18 protein-coding genes are annotated in these 17,529 nt (G+C 66.3%); 4 read left to right on the top strand and 14 right to left on the bottom strand.

Features of this window, described 5'->3' with window-relative positions:
* Window positions 1-17: 17 nt before the first annotated feature.
* The 7 genes from ACZ1JC_RS14885 to ACZ1JC_RS14915 all read right to left on the bottom strand — a co-directional run bounded on the left by ACZ1JC_RS14885 (window position 18) and on the right by ACZ1JC_RS14915 (window position 7,153).
* Window positions 18-581, bottom strand: coding sequence for a fasciclin domain-containing protein (locus ACZ1JC_RS14885; protein ID WP_465136118.1), 564 nt, complete (start codon window positions 579-581; stop codon window positions 18-20).
* Window positions 582-639: 58 nt separating this feature from the next.
* Window positions 640-1,851, bottom strand: coding sequence for a hypothetical protein (locus ACZ1JC_RS14890; protein ID WP_465136117.1), 1,212 nt, complete (start codon window positions 1,849-1,851; stop codon window positions 640-642).
* Between the two features lie 208 nt (window positions 1,852-2,059).
* Complete coding sequence (gene glnA, locus ACZ1JC_RS14895; protein WP_465136116.1) at window positions 2,060-3,469, bottom strand: type I glutamate--ammonia ligase; 1,410 nt, start codon at window positions 3,467-3,469, stop codon at window positions 2,060-2,062.
* Window positions 3,470-3,674: 205 nt separating this feature from the next.
* A complete protein-coding gene (locus ACZ1JC_RS14900) occupies window positions 3,675-4,013 on the bottom strand; it encodes a P-II family nitrogen regulator (RefSeq protein ID WP_021233466.1) in 339 nt (112 codons plus the stop codon).
* Between the two features lie 393 nt (window positions 4,014-4,406).
* Entirely contained in the window at window positions 4,407-5,330 is a 924-nt protein-coding gene (gene argC, locus ACZ1JC_RS14905; protein WP_465136115.1) for an N-acetyl-gamma-glutamyl-phosphate reductase, read from the bottom strand.
* Complete coding sequence (locus ACZ1JC_RS14910) at window positions 5,330-5,629, bottom strand: SH3 domain-containing protein (protein WP_465138587.1); 300 nt, start codon at window positions 5,627-5,629, stop codon at window positions 5,330-5,332. The genes argC and ACZ1JC_RS14910 overlap by 1 nt, the downstream gene beginning before the upstream one ends.
* Window positions 5,630-5,758: 129 nt before the next feature.
* A complete protein-coding gene (locus ACZ1JC_RS14915) occupies window positions 5,759-7,153 on the bottom strand; it encodes a leucyl aminopeptidase family protein (protein ID WP_465136114.1) in 1,395 nt (464 codons plus the stop codon).
* A gap of 89 nt (window positions 7,154-7,242) precedes the next feature.
* Between ACZ1JC_RS14915 and ACZ1JC_RS14920 the strand changes: the two genes are divergently transcribed.
* The 3 genes from ACZ1JC_RS14920 to ACZ1JC_RS14930 all read left to right on the top strand — a co-directional run bounded on the left by ACZ1JC_RS14920 (window position 7,243) and on the right by ACZ1JC_RS14930 (window position 10,111).
* Window positions 7,243-8,046: a DUF4163 domain-containing protein gene (locus ACZ1JC_RS14920; protein WP_465136113.1), complete on the top strand. Its 804-nt coding sequence runs from the start codon at window positions 7,243-7,245 to the stop codon at window positions 8,044-8,046.
* A 74-nt stretch (window positions 8,047-8,120) separates the two neighbouring features.
* Entirely contained in the window at window positions 8,121-8,951 is an 831-nt protein-coding gene (gene map, locus ACZ1JC_RS14925; protein ID WP_465136112.1) for a type I methionyl aminopeptidase, read from the top strand.
* A 110-nt stretch (window positions 8,952-9,061) separates the two neighbouring features.
* The gene (locus ACZ1JC_RS14930) at window positions 9,062-10,111 is read left to right on the top strand and encodes a hypothetical protein (RefSeq protein ID WP_465136111.1); all 1,050 of its coding nucleotides are present in this window, start codon (window positions 9,062-9,064) and stop codon (window positions 10,109-10,111) included.
* 202 nt (window positions 10,112-10,313) lie between these two features.
* On the opposite strand, the gene ACZ1JC_RS14935 is transcribed toward ACZ1JC_RS14930, so the two are convergent.
* The gene (locus ACZ1JC_RS14935) at window positions 10,314-11,099 is read right to left on the bottom strand and encodes a helix-turn-helix domain-containing protein (protein ID WP_465136110.1); all 786 of its coding nucleotides are present in this window, start codon (window positions 11,097-11,099) and stop codon (window positions 10,314-10,316) included.
* Window positions 11,100-11,180: 81 nt separating this feature from the next.
* Between ACZ1JC_RS14935 and ACZ1JC_RS14940 the strand changes: the two genes are divergently transcribed.
* On the top strand, window positions 11,181-11,957 hold the full coding sequence (locus ACZ1JC_RS14940; RefSeq protein WP_465136109.1) for a class I SAM-dependent methyltransferase: 777 nt from the start codon (window positions 11,181-11,183) through the stop codon (window positions 11,955-11,957).
* Between the two features lie 144 nt (window positions 11,958-12,101).
* Here the strand turns inward: ACZ1JC_RS14940 and ACZ1JC_RS14945 are convergent, their stop codons facing one another.
* The 6 genes from ACZ1JC_RS14945 to bioF form a co-directional block, all read right to left on the bottom strand.
* Window positions 12,102-12,761: a peroxiredoxin gene (locus ACZ1JC_RS14945; RefSeq protein ID WP_465136108.1), complete on the bottom strand. Its 660-nt coding sequence runs from the start codon at window positions 12,759-12,761 to the stop codon at window positions 12,102-12,104.
* Window positions 12,762-12,940: 179 nt separating this feature from the next.
* Window positions 12,941-14,194, bottom strand: coding sequence for an adenosylmethionine--8-amino-7-oxononanoate transaminase (locus tag ACZ1JC_RS14950; protein ID WP_465136107.1), 1,254 nt, complete (start codon window positions 14,192-14,194; stop codon window positions 12,941-12,943).
* On the bottom strand, window positions 14,191-14,835 hold the full coding sequence (gene bioD, locus ACZ1JC_RS14955) for a dethiobiotin synthase (protein ID WP_465136106.1): 645 nt from the start codon (window positions 14,833-14,835) through the stop codon (window positions 14,191-14,193). Before bioD ends, ACZ1JC_RS14950 begins: the two co-directional genes overlap by 4 nt.
* 7 nt (window positions 14,836-14,842) lie before the next feature.
* A complete protein-coding gene (locus tag ACZ1JC_RS14960; RefSeq protein ID WP_465136105.1) occupies window positions 14,843-15,589 on the bottom strand; it encodes a methyltransferase domain-containing protein in 747 nt (248 codons plus the stop codon).
* Window positions 15,586-16,221 (bottom strand): alpha/beta fold hydrolase, encoded by a 636-nt coding sequence (locus ACZ1JC_RS14965; RefSeq protein WP_465136104.1) that lies wholly within the window; start codon window positions 16,219-16,221, stop codon window positions 15,586-15,588. The genes ACZ1JC_RS14960 and ACZ1JC_RS14965 overlap by 4 nt, the downstream gene beginning before the upstream one ends.
* The gene (gene bioF, locus ACZ1JC_RS14970) at window positions 16,218-17,393 is read right to left on the bottom strand and encodes an 8-amino-7-oxononanoate synthase (RefSeq protein ID WP_465136103.1); all 1,176 of its coding nucleotides are present in this window, start codon (window positions 17,391-17,393) and stop codon (window positions 16,218-16,220) included. Before bioF ends, ACZ1JC_RS14965 begins: the two co-directional genes overlap by 4 nt.
* Window positions 17,394-17,529 lie beyond the last annotated feature (136 nt).

Below are 17,529 nucleotides of genomic sequence, written 5' to 3' on the forward strand. Positions count from 1 at the left end.
GCGCCAGGCGGCAGGCGTCAGAGCTTGCGCAGCACGCCGCTGATCGGAATGGCGATGCTGGCGCCGCCGGCCACGGGATTGTCCTCCAGCGTCGCCTGAGAGCCATCGTCGGCGGTAACCGTGATCGCGTCGCCCGCCTTGGTGAACGTCACCGAACCGCCGCCCAGCGTGGGCATCGCCACTTTGCCGGTCTTGCTGGCGGCAATGGCGGAGGAAATGTCCTCGGGCGTCATGTAGCCGGTCAGCATGTGGTTGCGCACCAGCGCGGCGAGGGCGGCGTGATCGTTGGCGGTAACGAGTGCCTTGGCCTTGTCTCCCAGCGCGTCGAACGCATCGTCTTCCGGGGCCAGCAGAGTGTAGCTGCCCCGGTCGTTGAAGGCGCCTTCGATCCCGGTGGTCTTCAGCGCCTCGGCCATCGTCTGCATCCCGTCCGCATCGTCCAGCATTTCGGGCAGGGTCTCGCTGGCCGGCGTAACCGCGGCGATCTCGCTGGAGGCATCTGCCGAGGGGGACTTGCCGGAGCAGGCGGCAAGGATCAGCGCGGTGGCAAGCAGCGGTGCGGCTAGGATGGCTTTGCGCATGGCGGCGGTTTTCCGTGGTAGCTGGCGAGGCAGAGGGTGGATCGGGTGGCGGTACGGATCAGGCGAGCAGTTCGATGGCCGCCTGCACCAGGCGCGTGGCGGGATCGATCTGGTAGATCGTGCCATCTGAATAGCGGTATAACGCCTTGGGCCCATCGAAATATTGGTCTCGATAGCGGTAGGGCACGTTGTAGACGTCATAGCCGGCAGGCATCGTGCCGCCGACCTCGATCGCGTTCCCGGTCAACAGCGCGGCCACGGCGGTGATGGCGGCGTCGTCGGGATCGACGCGGTAGATCACATCGTCGTAATAGCGATAGCCGCTGGCCGGGCCGAGGTCGTAATAGCGCGAATAGTAATCGGGCAGCGGTGCGGCGCCATAGGTCGCCGGCCACACCCGACCCACCGCCAGTGCACCGCCGAGCAGGGGGATATAGCTGGCGACCGCGCTGTCCGGGCCAAGGCGGAGCAGATAGCCTTCCGTGTAGCGGTATCCGGCGTCGCGGGTGTAGTCCCCGTACCAGCCCGGCAGTTTCCAGCGGTTGGGCGCAGGCTCGCTCAGGGCCGGCGGAGCACAGTTCGCATAGCGCTTGGCGATGCCGGGTGGGCAGCCGCCGAAGCTTTGGCGCGGGGGCTGCGCGGCCCAGTAGGAATGGCCGGAGGCGGTGACGATATTCACCCGGTCGTTGGTGGGCACCTCGAACGACCGGCCCTGCGCATCACGATGCGCGATGTCGCGCACATCGTCGCGGATCGGGCGCTGCTGTTGGCCGCGTTGCTGCTGCCATTGTTGCTCCTGTTCGCGGCGACGGGATGCTTCCTGCTGCGGGGGTTGGCCTGGGCCTCTGTCGGGGCCTGCGTCTTTCGGCGCGGGACGGTCGCCATCCGGGCGGGGATCGCGACCGGTGTCGCGGCCAGGATCGCGCGGTCTTGAATTATTGGGCCCCGGATCGCGGGGGTTCTGTTCATGAGGACCCTGCTGGTGAGACCCCTGCTCACGCGGTCCCTGATCGCGGGGGGCATTCGCACGCTGCGCATTGCGTTCCGGCGCATCGGGCCGGGTTTGCCCCGCTTCGGGATGGACTTGCGGGCGATCGCCGGACGGATTGGGCCGACCGGTATCGCGGGGGGCGGAAGGTTGTCCGGGCCGGTCGCCACCTTGCGGCGGCCCCTGATCGTGGCCGGGTTGCTGCGCGCTGACGGAAGCCGAAAGCGCCAGCAGGGCAAGGGAGGCGGTTGCCTTGGTCAATGTGCTGCGCGTGCGGGCCATGCAGGGTCTCCTTCGGGAAAAGGCAACGGTTGCATACCGGCCGCTGTTCCCCCCGTCATGTCGCCAATGGTCGCAACGGCCTGATGGTCGGGCAAACAGGGGCGGGAGGGCGGCCGGGTGGGGAGGGTAAAGAAAAAGGGCCCCCGGACAAGTCCGGAGGCCCCACTCGGTGAACCGAGGTTCGCTCTCTTGCGAGAGGCAGCGCGGGTTAAGCGCTGTAGTACATGTCGAATTCGACGGCCGACGGCGTGGTTTCCCAGCGCAGCACTTCCGGCCACTTGAGTTCGAGGTAGGCTTCGATCTGGTCCTTGGTGAACACGCCGCCTTCGAGAAGGAAGTCGTGGTCGGCAGCCAGCGAGTCGAGCGCTTCACGGAGCGAACCGCAAACGGTCGGCACTTCGGCGAGTTCGGCCGGCGGCAGATCGTAGAGGTTCTTGTCCATGGCGTCGCCAGGGTGGATCTTGTTCTTGATGCCGTCCAGGCCAGCCATCAGCAGCGAGGCGTAGCACAGGTACGGGTTGGCCATCGCGTCGGGGAAGCGGAATTCCACGCGCTTTGCCTTGTCGCCCGCACCGTAGGGGATGCGGCACGAAGCCGAACGGTTGCGCGCCGAGTAGGCGAGCAGCACGGGGGCTTCATAGCCCGGCACCAGACGCTTGTAGCTGTTGGTGGTCGGGTTGGTGAAGGCGTTGAGGGCCTTGGCGTGCTTGATGACGCCGCCGATGAAGTACAGGCACATGTCGGAGAGACCGGCATAGCCGTTACCGGCGAACAGCGGGCTGCCCTTGTCCCAGATCGAGATGTGGGTGTGCATGCCCGATCCGTTGTCCTTCATGATCGGCTTCGGCATGAACGTGGCGGTCTTGCCGTAAGCCTGCGCGACCATGTGCACGACGTACTTGTAGATCTGCATGCGGTCGGCGGTGGTGACCAGCGTGCCGAAGGTCAGGCCGAGTTCGTGCTGGGCAGCCGCCACTTCGTGGTGGTGCTTGTCGCAGGGCAGGCCCATTTCGAGCATGGTGGTGACCATCTCGGCGCGGATGTCGACAGCCGAGTCGACCGGAGCGACCGGGAAGTAGCCGCCCTTGGCGCGCGGACGGTGGCCCAGGTTGCCCTGGTCGTACGACTTGTCCGAGTTGCCGGGCAGTTCGATGTCGTCGATCTTGAAGCCGTTGCCTTCGTAACCGTCGTAGAACTTCACGTCGTCGAACATGAAGAATTCGGCTTCGGGGCCGACGTAGACGGTGTCGCCGAAGCCGGCCGACTTCACGAACGATTCAGCGCGCTTCGCGGTCGAGCGCGGGTCGCGGGCATAGAGTTCGCCGGTCGACGGTTCGACGATGTCGCAGAACAGGATCAGCATCGGCGTGGCCGAGAACGGATCGACGTAGACGGCGTCGAGGTCGGGCTTGAGGATCATGTCCGACTCGTTGATGGCCTTCCAGCCTTCGATCGACGAACCGTCGAACATCAGGCCGTCTTCCAGCTCGTCCTCACCCAGGACCGAAGAAACCATGGTGAGGTGCTGCCACTTGCCCTTCGGGTCGGTGAAACGCAGATCAACCCACTCGATTTCCTCGTCCTTGATCTTCTTGAGGACGTCCTTTGCACTAGCCATTATCTTGGTTCTCCAGTGATGCTCTTCCGATCCCGAAAGAGACTTTGAGTTTGGGCATTTCGTGTCTTTCGGGAATGGACGGCCCCCCGACCGTCCATTCCCGATCCGGTCCAGTCTCCGCTAGGGGACGGGCCCGGAAAATCTCTGTGCGGGAAGGCGTGCCCGTCAGGCGACGGACGACCCCTCCTATCAAATCGGTCGCGCCTTAGAGCGCGTCGTCGTCACGCTCGCCGGTGCGGATGCGGACGGCGGTCTCGATCGGCACGACGAAAATCTTGCCGTCGCCGATGCGGCCGGTCTGCGCGGCGTCGGCGATCGCTTCGACAACGCGTTCGGCCAGGGCATCAGGAACTACCACCTCAAGCTTCACCTTGGGCAGGAAGTCGACCACGTACTCGGCGCCGCGATAGAGTTCCGTGTGGCCCTTCTGGCGGCCGAAGCCCTTCGCCTCGGTAACCGTGATGCCCGAGACGCCCACTTCGTGCAGCGCTTCCTTCACTTCGTCGAGTTTGAACGGCTTGATGATCGCTTCGATTTTCTTCACGCCTGTCTAGACCCCTGCGCTTGTTTCCCGGCTTCTTCCGATGAGGAGTCCGGTCCCGGGAACCAGCTGCCTCGCGCGCGACTCCCATCAAGAATCGTGCCAATGCGGTTGCGAAAGTCCTAGGCGAAGTGTGCAGGCGCGAAAAGCCCGGATTTGCACCTTTTCGATAGCCGTTAAGCAGTCTTATAAGGGTCAATGCCGGAGGAGGCACAACATCTGTTCAAGAAGTGGGCAGGGTGTGCCTGAAAATTGTGCAAGTGCTGCCTGCGAACAAGGCGGCAGGGCGCTGTCGTTAGCGGCGTGGTTAACACCGCTCCTGAGGGTAAACGAAAAACGCCGCGGATCCGGTTGGGGATCTGCGGCGCTCATGTTCGTTGAGAGGAAGGCGTTTGTCTAGAGGCGCAAACCTGCGGTCTCCGGAAGGCCCGCCATCAGATTGAGGTTCTGCACCGCCGCGCCGCTCGCACCCTTGCCGAGATTGTCGAGCATGGCGACCATGCGGGCCTGCGATCCGTCCTGGGCGCCGAGAACACGCAGCGTCAGCGTATCGACCGGCTCCATCGAGGCGCGCAGCAGCAGTTCGTCAGGCTGATCGTCAACCACGGTGACGATTTCGCTGCCTGCATAGAACTCGGCCAGCGCGGCGCGCAGGTCGGCGGCAGTGCCGGCCTTGGGCATCATCGAAAGATGCAGCGGCACTTCGACCAGCATGCCGCGATGCGCGGGCACCACGGCGGGGGCGAAAATCGGTGCGTGGGTCAGGCCGACATGCGCGGTCATTTCCGGCACGTGCTTGTGGCCCATCGCCAGGCCATAAGCGCGGAAGGCGATGTCGCGGTCTTCCTCGAAGCGGGCGATCAGGGCTTTGCCGCCGCCCGAATAGCCGGAGACGGCATGGCACACATAAGGCCAGTCGGCCGGCAGCAACCCGGCGCGCACCAGCGGCGCGACCAGTGCGATGAAGCCGGTGGGATAGCAGCCCGGATTGCTGACGAACCGCGCGGCGGCCACGGTCTCACGCCCCACCACTTCGGGGAAGCCGTAAGTCCAGTCCGGCGCAACGCGGTGCGCCGAAGAGGCGTCGATCACGCGGGTGGTGTCGTTGCGGATCATGCCGACGGCGGCCTTGGCGGCATCGTCGGGCAGGCAGAGGATCACGAAGTCTGCGGCATTGAGCGCTTCGGCGCGGGCGGCATCGTCCTTGCGACGGGCTTCGTCGAGGACGATCAGTTCGAATTCGCTGCGACCGGCAAGCCGCTCGGCGATTTCAAGCCCAGTGGTGCCAGCGGCACCGTCGATGAAGACACTCTTCGCCATCAGTTTGCAGCCTCGATCTGGCTCAGCGAAACATAGCCGACCTGGCCGTCTTCGCCCAGCTGGCCCCAGGCCCACTGACCGGCGATGTCCAGCACGTTGAACGTCTCGCCCACGGGCAACTCGCGAATCGCCTCTGCCTCGTCACGTCCGAAGGTGCGCAGCACGGCGCCGTCCAGAACCTTGTGCGGCATCGGCACCGCATAGTGCGGCACGAAGTAGCGACCGGCGAGCTTGATATGCGCAAGGTCGCCGCGAACGGGCAGGCAGCCGGGATCCGCGGTCACGCTCGGCCCCGTCATGGCAAGCTGCTTTCCGGCAAGCGTGCCTTCCGTCTGGGGGCGGGTATAGGAATCCTCAGTGGCCAACGCGGGGGAATCTCCAAAAGCAAAGATGCGCGCGCTTAGCGGTGCTTCGCCCATTTCGCAACATTAGCCGCCAGACGGGGTGTAGCGCTGCTGCAACACGTGCCACGCCGCACGCAGCCCCAGCGCGTCGCCGCCCTTGGGACGGCCCGGCTTGGTGGCAGGGCGCCATGCGAAAGTGTCGAAGTGAATCCAGTCGGTTCCGGCCGGCACGAAGCGATCGAGGAACAGCGCGGCGGTGCTCGACCCGGCAAAGCCGCTCGATCCGGCATTGTTGATGTCGGCAATGTCGGACTTCAGGTATTCGCGGTACCCGTCGTAGAGCGGCAGGCGCCAGCACGGGTCGTCCACCGCAAGGCCGGCATCGAGGATCTCCTGCGCGGTGCCGTCCTGCCGCGTGAACAGCGCCGGAAGATCGGGGCCGACCGCCACGCGCGCGGCGCCGGTCAGGGTGGCGAAGTCGATCACCAGTTCCGGCTCCTTCTCGCCCGCGCGGGTGAGGGCATCGCCCAGCACCAGACGGCCCTCGGCATCGGTATTGCCAATCTCGACGGTGATCCCGGCGCGGCTCTTGAGCACGTCTCCGGGGCGGAAGGAGTTGCCGGCGATGGCGTTCTCCACCGCCGGGATCAGCAGGTGCAGGCGCACCGGCAGCTTCGCGCCCATGATCAGGCGGGCGAGGGCGAGGGCATGCGCGGCGCCGCCCATGTCCTTCTTCATCAGCAGCATTCCGGCGCCGGGCTTGATGTCCAGCCCGCCCGAATCGAAGCACACGCCCTTGCCGATGACGGCGATACGGGGGTGCTTGGGATCGCCCCATTCCAGTTCGATCAGGCGCGGTGCGTGGGAGCGGCCCGCCGCGCGGCCGACGGCGTGGACCATCGGGTATTCCCGCTCCAGCATTTCGCCGCGCGTCACATGGATTTCCGCGCGAAACGCCTTGGCCAGCCCTTCGGCCTCCGCCTCAAGCTGACCCGGCCCCATGTCCTCGGCCGGCGTGTTGACCAGATCGCGCACGAGTTCGGTCGCCTCGGCCGCGGCGATCATCGCGTCGATGGCCTTGACCTCACCGGTGAGGAGAATGCGCGGGCCTTCGTCGGAAGGGTCGGAGCGATAGCGGTCGAACCGGTACTGTCCGGTCACCCAGCCCAGCAGCGCCTTGCCAGGTTCTCCGCCCGAACAGCGATAGGTGCCTTCGGGCAGTACATCGGCCAGCTTGCCAAGGCACCATGAGGTGAGTGCCGCGGGATCGGCAACGCCGGCCACAACTGCCCAGCCATCGCCATCGGCAAAGATCGCATGGGTGCCCGCGTCGCCCGCGAATTTCTGCGCATCCAGCGCGGCGCGCTGCGGAACCGAGAGGCCCTTGAGGAATTGGTCCAGTCCATCCTTGTTCACAAGGTGGATGGTCACGGCCTTCTGGCCACGGTCGGGCTGAATCAATGCGTTCTTGTCGCTCATGGCCAGATTCTCTAGCCTTCCTGAGAGCGGTAGCCGAGAGGAAAATGATGCGAAATCGTGGTTGGTTGATGGCGTCCGTTGCAACAGCGATGCTTATGCTGGCGGGCTGCAAGGGCGATCCCGCGCCTTCGCCCAGCGCAACCGCTTCCGAAGCGCCCGTGCAGGCAGTGGCTACCGAGGATGCCGGCACCCCCACCGACGATGCCAGCGCCGTGCCCGTGGGTGGGGCCCGCAAGGAAAAGGTGGCGAACGATCTCTATGAGTTCGACTATTCCTACCCTGATGCGGCGGGCGCGATTCCGGGCCTGAAGGCTGAACTGGACAAGCAACTCGACCAGCAGCGGACGGAACTGATCGGCTCCGCCAAGGACGACCGCGCCGAGGCCAAGAAGAACGATTTCCCCTACCACGCGCACAGCTATCAGGAAGACTGGAAGGTCGTCGCCAGTCTGCCCGGCTGGCTGTCGATCTCCTCTGAATTCTACACGTACTCCGGCGGCGCGCATGGCATGAGCGGATCGGACACGCTGCTCTGGGACCGGCATGCAGAGACCGTCCGTAAGCCGGTCGATCTTTTCGTCAGCAAGGCGGCCTTGTCCAAGGCCCTGCGCACGCCGTTCTGCGCCGCGCTCGACAAGGAGCGGGTCAAGCGCCGGGGCGGCCCGATCGACAAGAGCGACGAGATGTTCTCCGAATGCATCGATCCGCTCGATCAGGTGGTGATCCTGGGCTCCACCAACGGGCAGACGTTCGACCGCATCGGCGTGCTGGTGCCGCCGTACAATGCCGGGCCCTATGCAGAGGGCAGCTATGAGATCACCTTGCCGGTGACGGGCGCCGTGATGGCGGCGTTGAAGCCCCAATATCGGGCCAGTTTCTCGCTTGGAAAGTGATGCATCGAGGAAACGCAACCGCACCTGCGCAGTCCTGATTCGCATTTTCAATCCATGCTCGCTATCTTGGCTCCATGACCGAATACCAGACCGTAGAACCCGGAAGTGAAACCGTCCTGCGCGACGGCACCATCAAGCTGCACGGCCCCGAGGGCTTCGAGGGCATGCGCAAGGCCGGCCGCCTTGCCGCTTCGATTCTCGACGAGATCGCGCCGATGGTGCAGCCCGGCGTGTCGACCGCCGAGATCGACGACAAGGTGCGCGAACTGACGCTGGACGGCGGCGCGGTGCCCGCCACGCTGGGCTATCGCGGCTATGCGCATTCGTGCTGTATCTCGATCAACCACGTGGTCTGCCACGGCATTCCGTCCGACAAGACGATCAAGGACGGCGATATCGTCAATATCGACGTGACCCCGCTGCTCGATGGCTGGCACGGCGACACCAGCCGCATGTACCTGGCCGGCGACGTCTCGCTGAAGGCCCGCCGCCTTGTCGACGTGACTTACGAATGCCTGATGATCGGCATCGAGCAGGCCAAGCCCGGCAACCGCGTGGGTGACATCGGCGCGGCCATTCAGGCCTATGCCGAGTCGTTCCGCTATGGCGTCGTGCGCGAGTTCTGCGGCCACGGCCTCGGCCGCCTGTTCCATGACGCGCCCGAAGTGGTGCATGCCGGCCGCCCCGGCACCGGTCCGCTGCTCAAGCCGGGCATGTTCATGACCATCGAACCGATGATCAACCTGGGCAAGCCGCCGGTGAAGCTGCTTTCGGATGGCTGGACGGCGGTGACGCGCGACAAGTCGCTTTCGGCCCAGTTCGAGCACTCGATCGGTATCACCGAGACCGGCTGCGAGATCTTCACGACCAGCCTCAAGGGCCTTCACAAGCCGCCCTACGCCTGATTCCTGCCGCTTGAGACAGGTCCGATATCGCCCCGGCGCATCTGCCGGGGCGTGACCTGACGCGCCTGCCATGACAGCCTTCCGCCCACAAAAGTAGGGAAGGGAGAACTATGGCTACCGCAGCGATGGACCTGACCGGCGGCGTTCCCGAGGATCGCGAATTCGTCGTCGCGGAAAAGCCCGACGATGGCCTGCGCGATGCCGTGAATGTGTGGATCGAGGAAGAAAACGGCCTCTTCGCCATGCGCATCGGCGTCGAGGCGGTGGGATCGCACTGGGATCGTCACGAGTTCTGGCTGGACGTTGCCTTTGCCGACGGCCGCCTGCTCTCCAAGCGCGGCGATGGCGAGACGCATTCGCCCTACGGCACCGATGGCCGTCCCACCGTGCGCGGTACCGGGCCGGTCCGCTTCGAATGCGTGGAACCGTTCCGCCGCTGGACCGCGACCTATAAGGGCCAAGTCGCCGAAACCACGGCGCAGGAAATCATCGACAATCCCGGCTTCGCGGAAACCGCCTGGGCCGATCTCGAAATTGCGGTCGACATGGAAATGGCCGCGCCGCCGTGGGTGCCGGGATCGCTTCTGCCCGAAGCCGCCGAAGCACTGGGCGGCGAGCAGGGCAGTTTCATGAGCCCGCGCTACGAACAGCTGTTCCGCTGCGCCGGCACGCTCACCGTCAATGGCGAAAGCCGCCCATTCAAGGCCAATGGGTTGCGCATCCGTCGCACCGGTTTCCGCGCTTTCGCCGGGTTCTGGGGCCACTGCTGGCAATCCGCCACTTTCCCCAGCGGGCGCGCTTTCGGGTTCAACATCTACCCCCCGAGAGAAGATGGTGGCCTCAACTATGCCGAGGGCTGGATCATCGATGCCGATGGCACGCGCACCCCGGCGCGTCCGGTGCAGGTGTCGTGGCTGCGCCGTTTCCTGACCGGGGGAGAGGACGTGTCCTTCGTGCTGGAAACCATCGACGGCCGCCGCGTGGAGATCGCGGGCGAGACCTTCACCAACACCCGTTCACGCGGCGGGCATGTGCTGCCGCCGGACTGGCCGAAGGACTTCCCGCTCGTGCAGCAGAGCCATGCTTTCTACACCTGGGATGGCGAGCGGACGACCGGCATGATCGAGCGGTCGAGCAAGCCGAGTGTGATGGAGCTTTAGGGCGCGGCAACGCGCGGTTGGCTAAACCGCGCCGCTCGGGCCGACCAAGAGCTAGTCCAGATCAATACCCCCCGTCGTCCCCGCGAAGGCGGGGACCCCGCTTTCTTGAAGCGTAGCGCGAAGGCAGCGGGCCCCCGCCTTCGCGGGGGCGACGGAGTGTGTGTGGCTGCGACAATCGCAGCAGGTCTGATTGGTGCTTAGCTCAGGGCTCGGTCGCGGCAGCCGGTTCCAGAAACACCAAGCGAAAATCCTCTCGCTCTACATCCGCCAGAGTGTGCTGGGTGAAGTGCAGCAACCCGTCCTCCGGGTGCAGGAAATCGCGCGCTCCGCCTTCGCGCGCGAGCACCGACTGGCTCTCCCATCCCTCTCGGAATTCCGGGCTCTCGTTCTGGAGCCATTCCACCACGGCGCCCACGCGCGGATCGCTCATCACGCGGCCGTAGTCGCGGCGGAACTCGGCGAGCAGACGCATGGCGCGGGTGTGCCAGTCGGGCAGTAGCGTGCGCGCGGCGGGGTAGGTGAAGACGTAACGCAGCAGATTGGGCGCGCTCTCGCTGTCGAACAGCCCGGTGAACAAGCGCCGCGCGGCGGGATTGGCGGCGCAGACCGACCATGCGGGATCCAGCGCATAGGCCGGGAAGGGCAGCGCGGCCACGGCCGCGGTGATTGCGGGCGGCGCGGCCTCGCGCGAAGCGGCGAAGGGATCGGCGGGGTCGCGGCGTTCGGCGAGGGAAAAGAGGTAGTCGCGCTCGGCCAGTGACAGGCTGAGGGCACCGGCAAGGCGGCCGAGCGTTTCGGCGGAAGGGCGCACCTCGCGGCCCTGTTCGATCCAGGCGACCCATGTGGAGCCAATGGCGGCGCGGGCAGCCAGTTCCTCACGTCGCAAGCCGGGCGTGCGGCGACGACGGGCATGACCTTCGGGGGCGAGTCCTTCGCGGCGGGCGCGGACGAAGGCGCCCAGCAGGCGGCGTTGTTCCTCGGTGGACATGGCAGCATTTATAACAGGATAATTATGTCCATTGTAACAGGCTAAATTGCGTTCATGTGGAGCGCCGAAAGGAGATCGACCATGACCGATCAGACACAATATGCCCCCACGCAGCATGGGCTGGCGCAAAGCCAGTTCGGCGAAATGTCCGCTGCTTATGTGACCAGCGCCGTTCACGCCTCTGGCGCGGATCTCGAAACCATCGCCGCGCGCGCACTCGTCGCCGCGCCGCGCCATGCGATCGATCTCGGCGCGGGGGGCGGGCATGTCGCTTATGCGATGGGGCCGCATGCGGAGCAGGTGATGGCCTGCGATCTGTCACCGGAGATGCTGGAGCAGGTTGCCGCCGAGGCAGCGCGGCGAGGCCTTGCGAACATCGCCGTGGAAGCTGCGCCAGCCGAAGCGCTGCCGTTTGCGGACGACGCGTTCGATTTCCTCGCCTGCCGTTTCTCCACACACCACTGGCGCGATGCCGAGGCCGGTCTGCGCGAGGCTCGGCGGGTGCTGAAGGCGGGATCGCCGGCGATCTTCGTGGATGTGGTGGCGCCGGGCGATGCTTCGGCGGACACGCATCTGCAGGCCGTGGAACTGCTGCGGGATGTCAGCCACGTGCGCGATTACACGGTGGCGCAGTGGATCGCGATGCTGGATCGGGCCGGGTTTGCGGCGCGAGAGGTGCGAACCGGGCGCTTGCGGATGGACTTCGCGACCTGGACCGCCCGCATGCGCACGCCGCCTGAGCGGGTGGCGACGATCCGGGGGCTTCAGGCGGTCGCTCCGGCGGAAGTGGCGGCGTGGTTCGGGATCGAGGCGGATGGCTCGTTCACCATCGATACGGTGACGATCGAGGCGGTTTGATCGCGGCCAAGCGATCCTCCCCCACCGGGGGAGGGGGACCGCCCGAAGGGTGGTGGAAGGGGAATGGCGCAGTGCTGCCAAAAGCCCCCTCCGTCAGCGCTTCGCGCTGCCACCTCTCCCGGTGGGGGAGGATCTTGAGACGGCTTACTCCGGCTGGGGCACCAGTCGCAGGTAGGGCTTCAGCGTCTCCCAACCATCCGGATAGATCGCCGCCGCTTCGTCATCCGACACGGCGGGCACGATGATCACCTTCTCCCCGTCCTGCCAGTTCACCGGCGTCGCCACGCGGTGGCGGGCGGTGAGCTGCATCGAATCGAGCACGCGCAGAATCTCGTCGAAGTTGCGGCCGGTGGTCATGGGATAGCTGATCATCAGCTTGATCCGCTTGTCCGGGCCGATCACGAAGACGGTGCGCACGGTGGCGTTATCGGCGGCCGTACGCCCCTCGGCGCCGCCCTCGATCGCTTCCGGCAGCATGTTGTAGAGCTTGGCAACGGTCAGTTCGGTGTCGCCGATCATCGGGAAGTTCGGCCTGGTGCCCTGCGTTTCGGCAATGTCCTCGGCCCAGCGGTCGTGATTGCCGACGGGATCGATGCTGAGGCCGATCACCTTGGTGTTGCGCTTGTCGAATTCGGGCTTGAGGCTGGCCATATAGCCCAGCTCGGTGGTGCAGACCGGCGTGAAGTCCTTGGGGTGCGAGAACAGGATCGCCCAGCTATCGCCGATCCATTCGTGGAAATTGATCGGGCCTTCGGTGGTCTCCGCCCTGAAATTGGGCGCTTCGGAATTGATACGGAGCGTCATCGCGGTCTTTCCTCTCGGCGCCGGGAAGACCTTGGTGCTTCCCGAACAAGTGAAACGTCGAATTCGAGAAGCGTTATTCGCGCGAGTGAGTATCCGATTCGTCGGAAGCTGGACAGAACCTTTTGTGCAGTGGTGAACACTTCTTCATGTGCGCCGCCGCATTGGGCGACGAGGCGAGCTTAAAAGGAGATCACCGCTTCACCGATGGCATCCCATACGCGCGCCAGTTCGTCGTAGGTGATGCAGTAGGGCGGCATGACGTAGACCGTGTTGCCCAGCGGGCGCAGCAGCACGTCGCGCTCGCGGAAGAAAGTCAGCAGGCGGGGGGCAAGGTCGCTCATGTACCCGGTTTCGCCGCTGGTCTTGAGGTCTAGCGCGGCCAGGGTGCCCAGAGTGCGCGGATTGTCGAAATGGCAGAAGCGGCCCAGCTTCTCGATCCATGCCACCTGCTTTTCGGCCAGGGTCTTCACCCGGTCCAGCACCGGTTCTTCGCGCCAGATGGCAAGGTTCGCCGCCGCGGCAGCGCAAGCGATCGGGTTGGCGGTGTAGCTGGAGGAATGGAAGAACATCCGCGCCCGGTCGGTCGAGTAATGCGCCTCGAAGATCGGCTCGCAGGCCATCGTCACCGCCAGCGGGATCGCGCCGCCGGTCAGGCCTTTCGACAGGCAGAGGATATCGGGCACCACGCCCGCCTGTTCGCAGGCGAGCAGGGTGCCGGTGCGGCCCCATGCGGTCATCACTTCGTCGGCGATGAACAGCACGCCGTACTTGGCGCAAATATCCCGCATCGCCGCCAGCGTTTCCGGTCCGTAGAAGAGCATCCCGCCGGAGCCGAGCACCAGCGGTTCGACGATCAGCGCGGCGGTGTCCGGCTGGCGGCAGAGCGCTTCCAGTGCGTCCAGCGTTTCCTGCTCGGCACCGGCGGCGGGGAAGGGGATGCGGCCCACGTCGAACAGCAGCGGGTCATAGGGCCGGTTGAACACGCCGCGCGCGCCCACGGACATCGCGCCGATGGTGTCGCCGTGGTAGGAATGGTCCATCACCACGATGCGGTGGCGGTTTTCGCCGCGCCAGTGCCAGAAGCCGAGCGCCATCTTCAGCGCCACTTCGACACTGGTGGAGCCCGAATCCGAGAAGAACACGCGCGTCAGGCTCTCGGGCATCAGCGCGCGCAGGCCGGCGGCGACCTGCTCGGCGGGTTCGTGCGTCCAGCCTGCGAAGATCAGCTGGTCCAGTTTGCCCGCCTGCTCGGCAATCGCGTCCATGATGCGCGGGTGGCAGTGGCCGTGCGTGGTCACCCACCACGAGGAGATCGCGTCCACCACCGCGCGCCCGTCCGCCGTGTGCAACAGCGCGCCTTCGGAGCGGGTGACCAGCGGCACTGGCTCCTGAAGGCCGTGCTGGGTGAAGGGATGCCAGATCGAAGAGGTCATGCTGCCCCCGTTTGCGCGACGAAATCGTTGAGGTCGAAATTCGCCGCGAATGCCTCGCGCAGCGCCTCGGGCGTCAGCGGCGAGACATGCGGGAGACGGCCGAGGCGGCGGACTTTGCCCATCGCGCAGATCGTCGCCTCGCTGTCTTCCTGAGCCTCGCCGACGAAGGCCACGCCCAGCACTTCGACCCCGCGCGCGCGCAGCGCTTCGATGGTCAGCAGCGAGTGATTGATCGTGCCCAGCACCGTGCGCGCGACGACGATCACCGGCGCGTTCCAGCGCGCGAACTGATCGGCATAAGTCATTCCGCGCGAGAGTGGCACGAGCGCGCCGCCTGCACCTTCGACCACCAGCGGGCCGTCGACTTGCGGCAGGGCGAGGCGGGCAGGATCGATTTCCACCCCGTCGATCTCCGCCGCGCGGTGGGGCGAGCAGGGGGTGGTGAGGCGATAGGCTTCCGCCAGCACCTTTTCGCGCGGCAGGCCAGAGAGGCGGGCGACGCGGTCGGCATCGCCGCCGTCCTCTTCCAGCCCGGCCTGCACCGGCTTCCAGTAATGCGCGCCAAGCGCGCCTGCGAGGGCGGCGGCGAAGACGGTCTTGCCGATCTCGGTATCGGTGCCGGTTACGATGATGGTGCTCATAAGCCGCTCAACTAGCGCGGCATACGTGACAGGTCACGACCTCGTAAGTCACTTCGCATCCGCTTTGGGCAAATCGACCCAGCGTGCGGCGCAATTGTCCCGGCGTCAGCGGGCGATGATCGGCGTCGGCGGCCTGTGCGCCAATGGCCTTGAGGCCGCGCAGGAAGGCCATCGGGTCTTCGTGGCGCTCCACGTGATTTTCGACCGTGACGGCGCAATCTCTGAAAGCCTCGACCGGCGCGAAAGCGGGTGTTCCGGCGCTCAGGCCCTCGGCAGCGTGGGCGGCGCGCCACTCGGCAAAGCTGCCGGGGCCGAGCGTGGTGACCATCAGGTGCCCACCGGGCGCCAGCCATCCCGCCATGCGGGCGAGCGCGGCGGGGGCATCGTCGAACCACTGTACGGCAAGGCTGGAGCAGATCAGATCGAAGGGCCCGTCTTCGGGCGCGCCATATTCCCCGTCGAGCACGGCGAAGCGGCGGTGCGCGTTCTCTCCCAGGCGGGCGCGGCAGCGCCCCAGCATTTCGGGCGCGAGATCGGTGATCAGCCAGTCGCCGCCGATGCCGACGTTAGCCAGCGCCTCGGTGAGAAAGCCGGTGCCGCAGCCGATTTCCAGCACGCGCGGGTTCGCAGGCAGGGGAAGCGTGGCGATCCGCGCTGCCAGCGCCCCGGCCACATCGCGTTGCACGCGGGCGTGACCGTCATAATCAGGCGCGGCGGCGAAGGCGCGGCGCACTTTTTCGCGCGGGACGTTCATGCCGGCCCCGCCGGTGTTAACATCGCCGCCAGCCCGCGCACCGCTTCGGCGCAGAGTTCGGGGTTTTCTACGGGGAGCAAGTGTCCGCCCGCTTCGCTTTCGATCCGGCGCACTTGCGCGCCTTCGAACGTGGTGGCGCGCATCGGGCCGGGCAGCAGCGGGTCCTGCCCGCCTTGCAGCGAGATCACCGGAACCTTGGGCAGCGGCGCGCGCGCGTCGCGCAGGCGCAGCAGGTCGAGGCGAAGGAGGTCGGCATCGATCTTCCCCGCCGGCACCGTCCCGCCGATCTGCTGGTGGAAGCTGGCGAGCACGCCTGCCGGGGTCTGTCCGAAGCGGCGGATCATGTGCTCCACCACGCGCACCGGTACGCCCGGCTGGCCGAGCGGCGCCGTGAAGCGGGCAAAGCCGTTGATCGCAACCACGCCGGCCAGCCCCGGTGGCGGATCGGCCAGCACGCGGATCGTGCCGAAGCTGTGCGTCACCGCGATGCAGGGGCCTTCGACTGTGGGCGCAAAGGGGGCGCCGAAGTAGCCGCGATCATCGATCGCCCCGTCGAAATCGGCCAGCAGCGCAGCAAGCGGCTGCCAGAAGTTTCGGTCGAAACCCCAGCCATGGGCGTAGAGCAGCTTCACCGATGCGCCTCGATGGCGGCGAGCAGCGCGTCGATATCGGCTTGCGAATGCGTGGCGCGCAGGGCGATGCGCAGGCGGCTTGTGCCCGGCGGCACCGTTGGCGGGCGGATCGCGGAAGCGAGGAAGCCGGCTTCCTCCAGCTTGCGGGAAAGCGCCATGGCATCGGCTTCCGCGCCGATCACGGCGGGGACGATCTGGGTGGAAGACTCGCCATGGTCCAGCCCCAGCCGGGCAAGGCCCGCACGCAGACGGTCGCCGAGTGCGGAAAGGTGCGCGCGCTCGGCCTCCATCGTCGGCACCAGGTCCAGGGCGGCGTCGACCGCGCCCAGCACGGCGGGCGGCGGCGCGGTGGTGAAGATCATGCCGCTGGCCGCATTGACGAGATAGTCGATCAGCATCTGGGAGCCGGCGATATAGGCGCCGAACCCGCCCAGGGCTTTGCTGAAAGTGCCCATGATGACGTCGACCCGCCCCGCCGTCCCCTTTGTCGCAAGCGCTGAAAGGCCGGCGCCTTGGGGGCCGAGCACGCCAGTCGCATGCGCCTCATCGATGTAGAGGATGGCATCGTGATGTTCGGCAATCTCTGCCAAGCGCAGCACATCGGCACGGTCGCCGTCCATCGAGAACACGCTCTCGGTCAGGATCAGTCGCGCGGGGGCCTCGGCACCCTTGGAGGCGAGAAGCTGTTCCAGATGGTCCAGGTCGTTGTGGCGAAAGCGATGCTGCCGCGCGCCGGACATGGCCACGCCGGCATGCATGCTGGCGTGGATCAGTCGGTCGGCGAAGACGGCGACGCCGGGCATGGCGGTGATCAGTGCGGGAATGGTTGCGGCATTGGCCTGCCAGCCGCTGGCGAAAACCAGTGCTGCCTCGGCATGCTTGAACCGCGCGATCCGCGCTTCAAGGGCGAGATGCGCCGGGCTGGTGCCCGTAACCAGCCGCGATGCGCCTGACCCGGTGCCGTATTCGCGCGTCCATTCGGCGGCGCGCTCCGCCAGCAGCGGATGGGTCGCCAAGCCGAGATAGTCGTTGCTGGAGAAATCGACGAGTTCGCGCCCGTCACGCCGGATGCGCCCGGCGGCGGCAAGCGCGGCGGGGCGCAGCACGCGCCGCTGCCCAGCGCCATCGATCCGCGCCAGTGACGCTGCGAGGAAGGAATCGAGCCTCTTCATCGCGGTCGCCGGTATGGCAAGCGGCCGGCCGAGACAATGGGCGATCGCATCGCCGCCGCCGAAGCGCGCCTCGCGGGAAAGGCGATCCGCCGCAGCACCCCCTCCGCGAGAATCTTCCCAACTGACGCGTATCTCA

The organism is Sphingomonas sp. BL-S-28 (assembly GCF_055521515.1).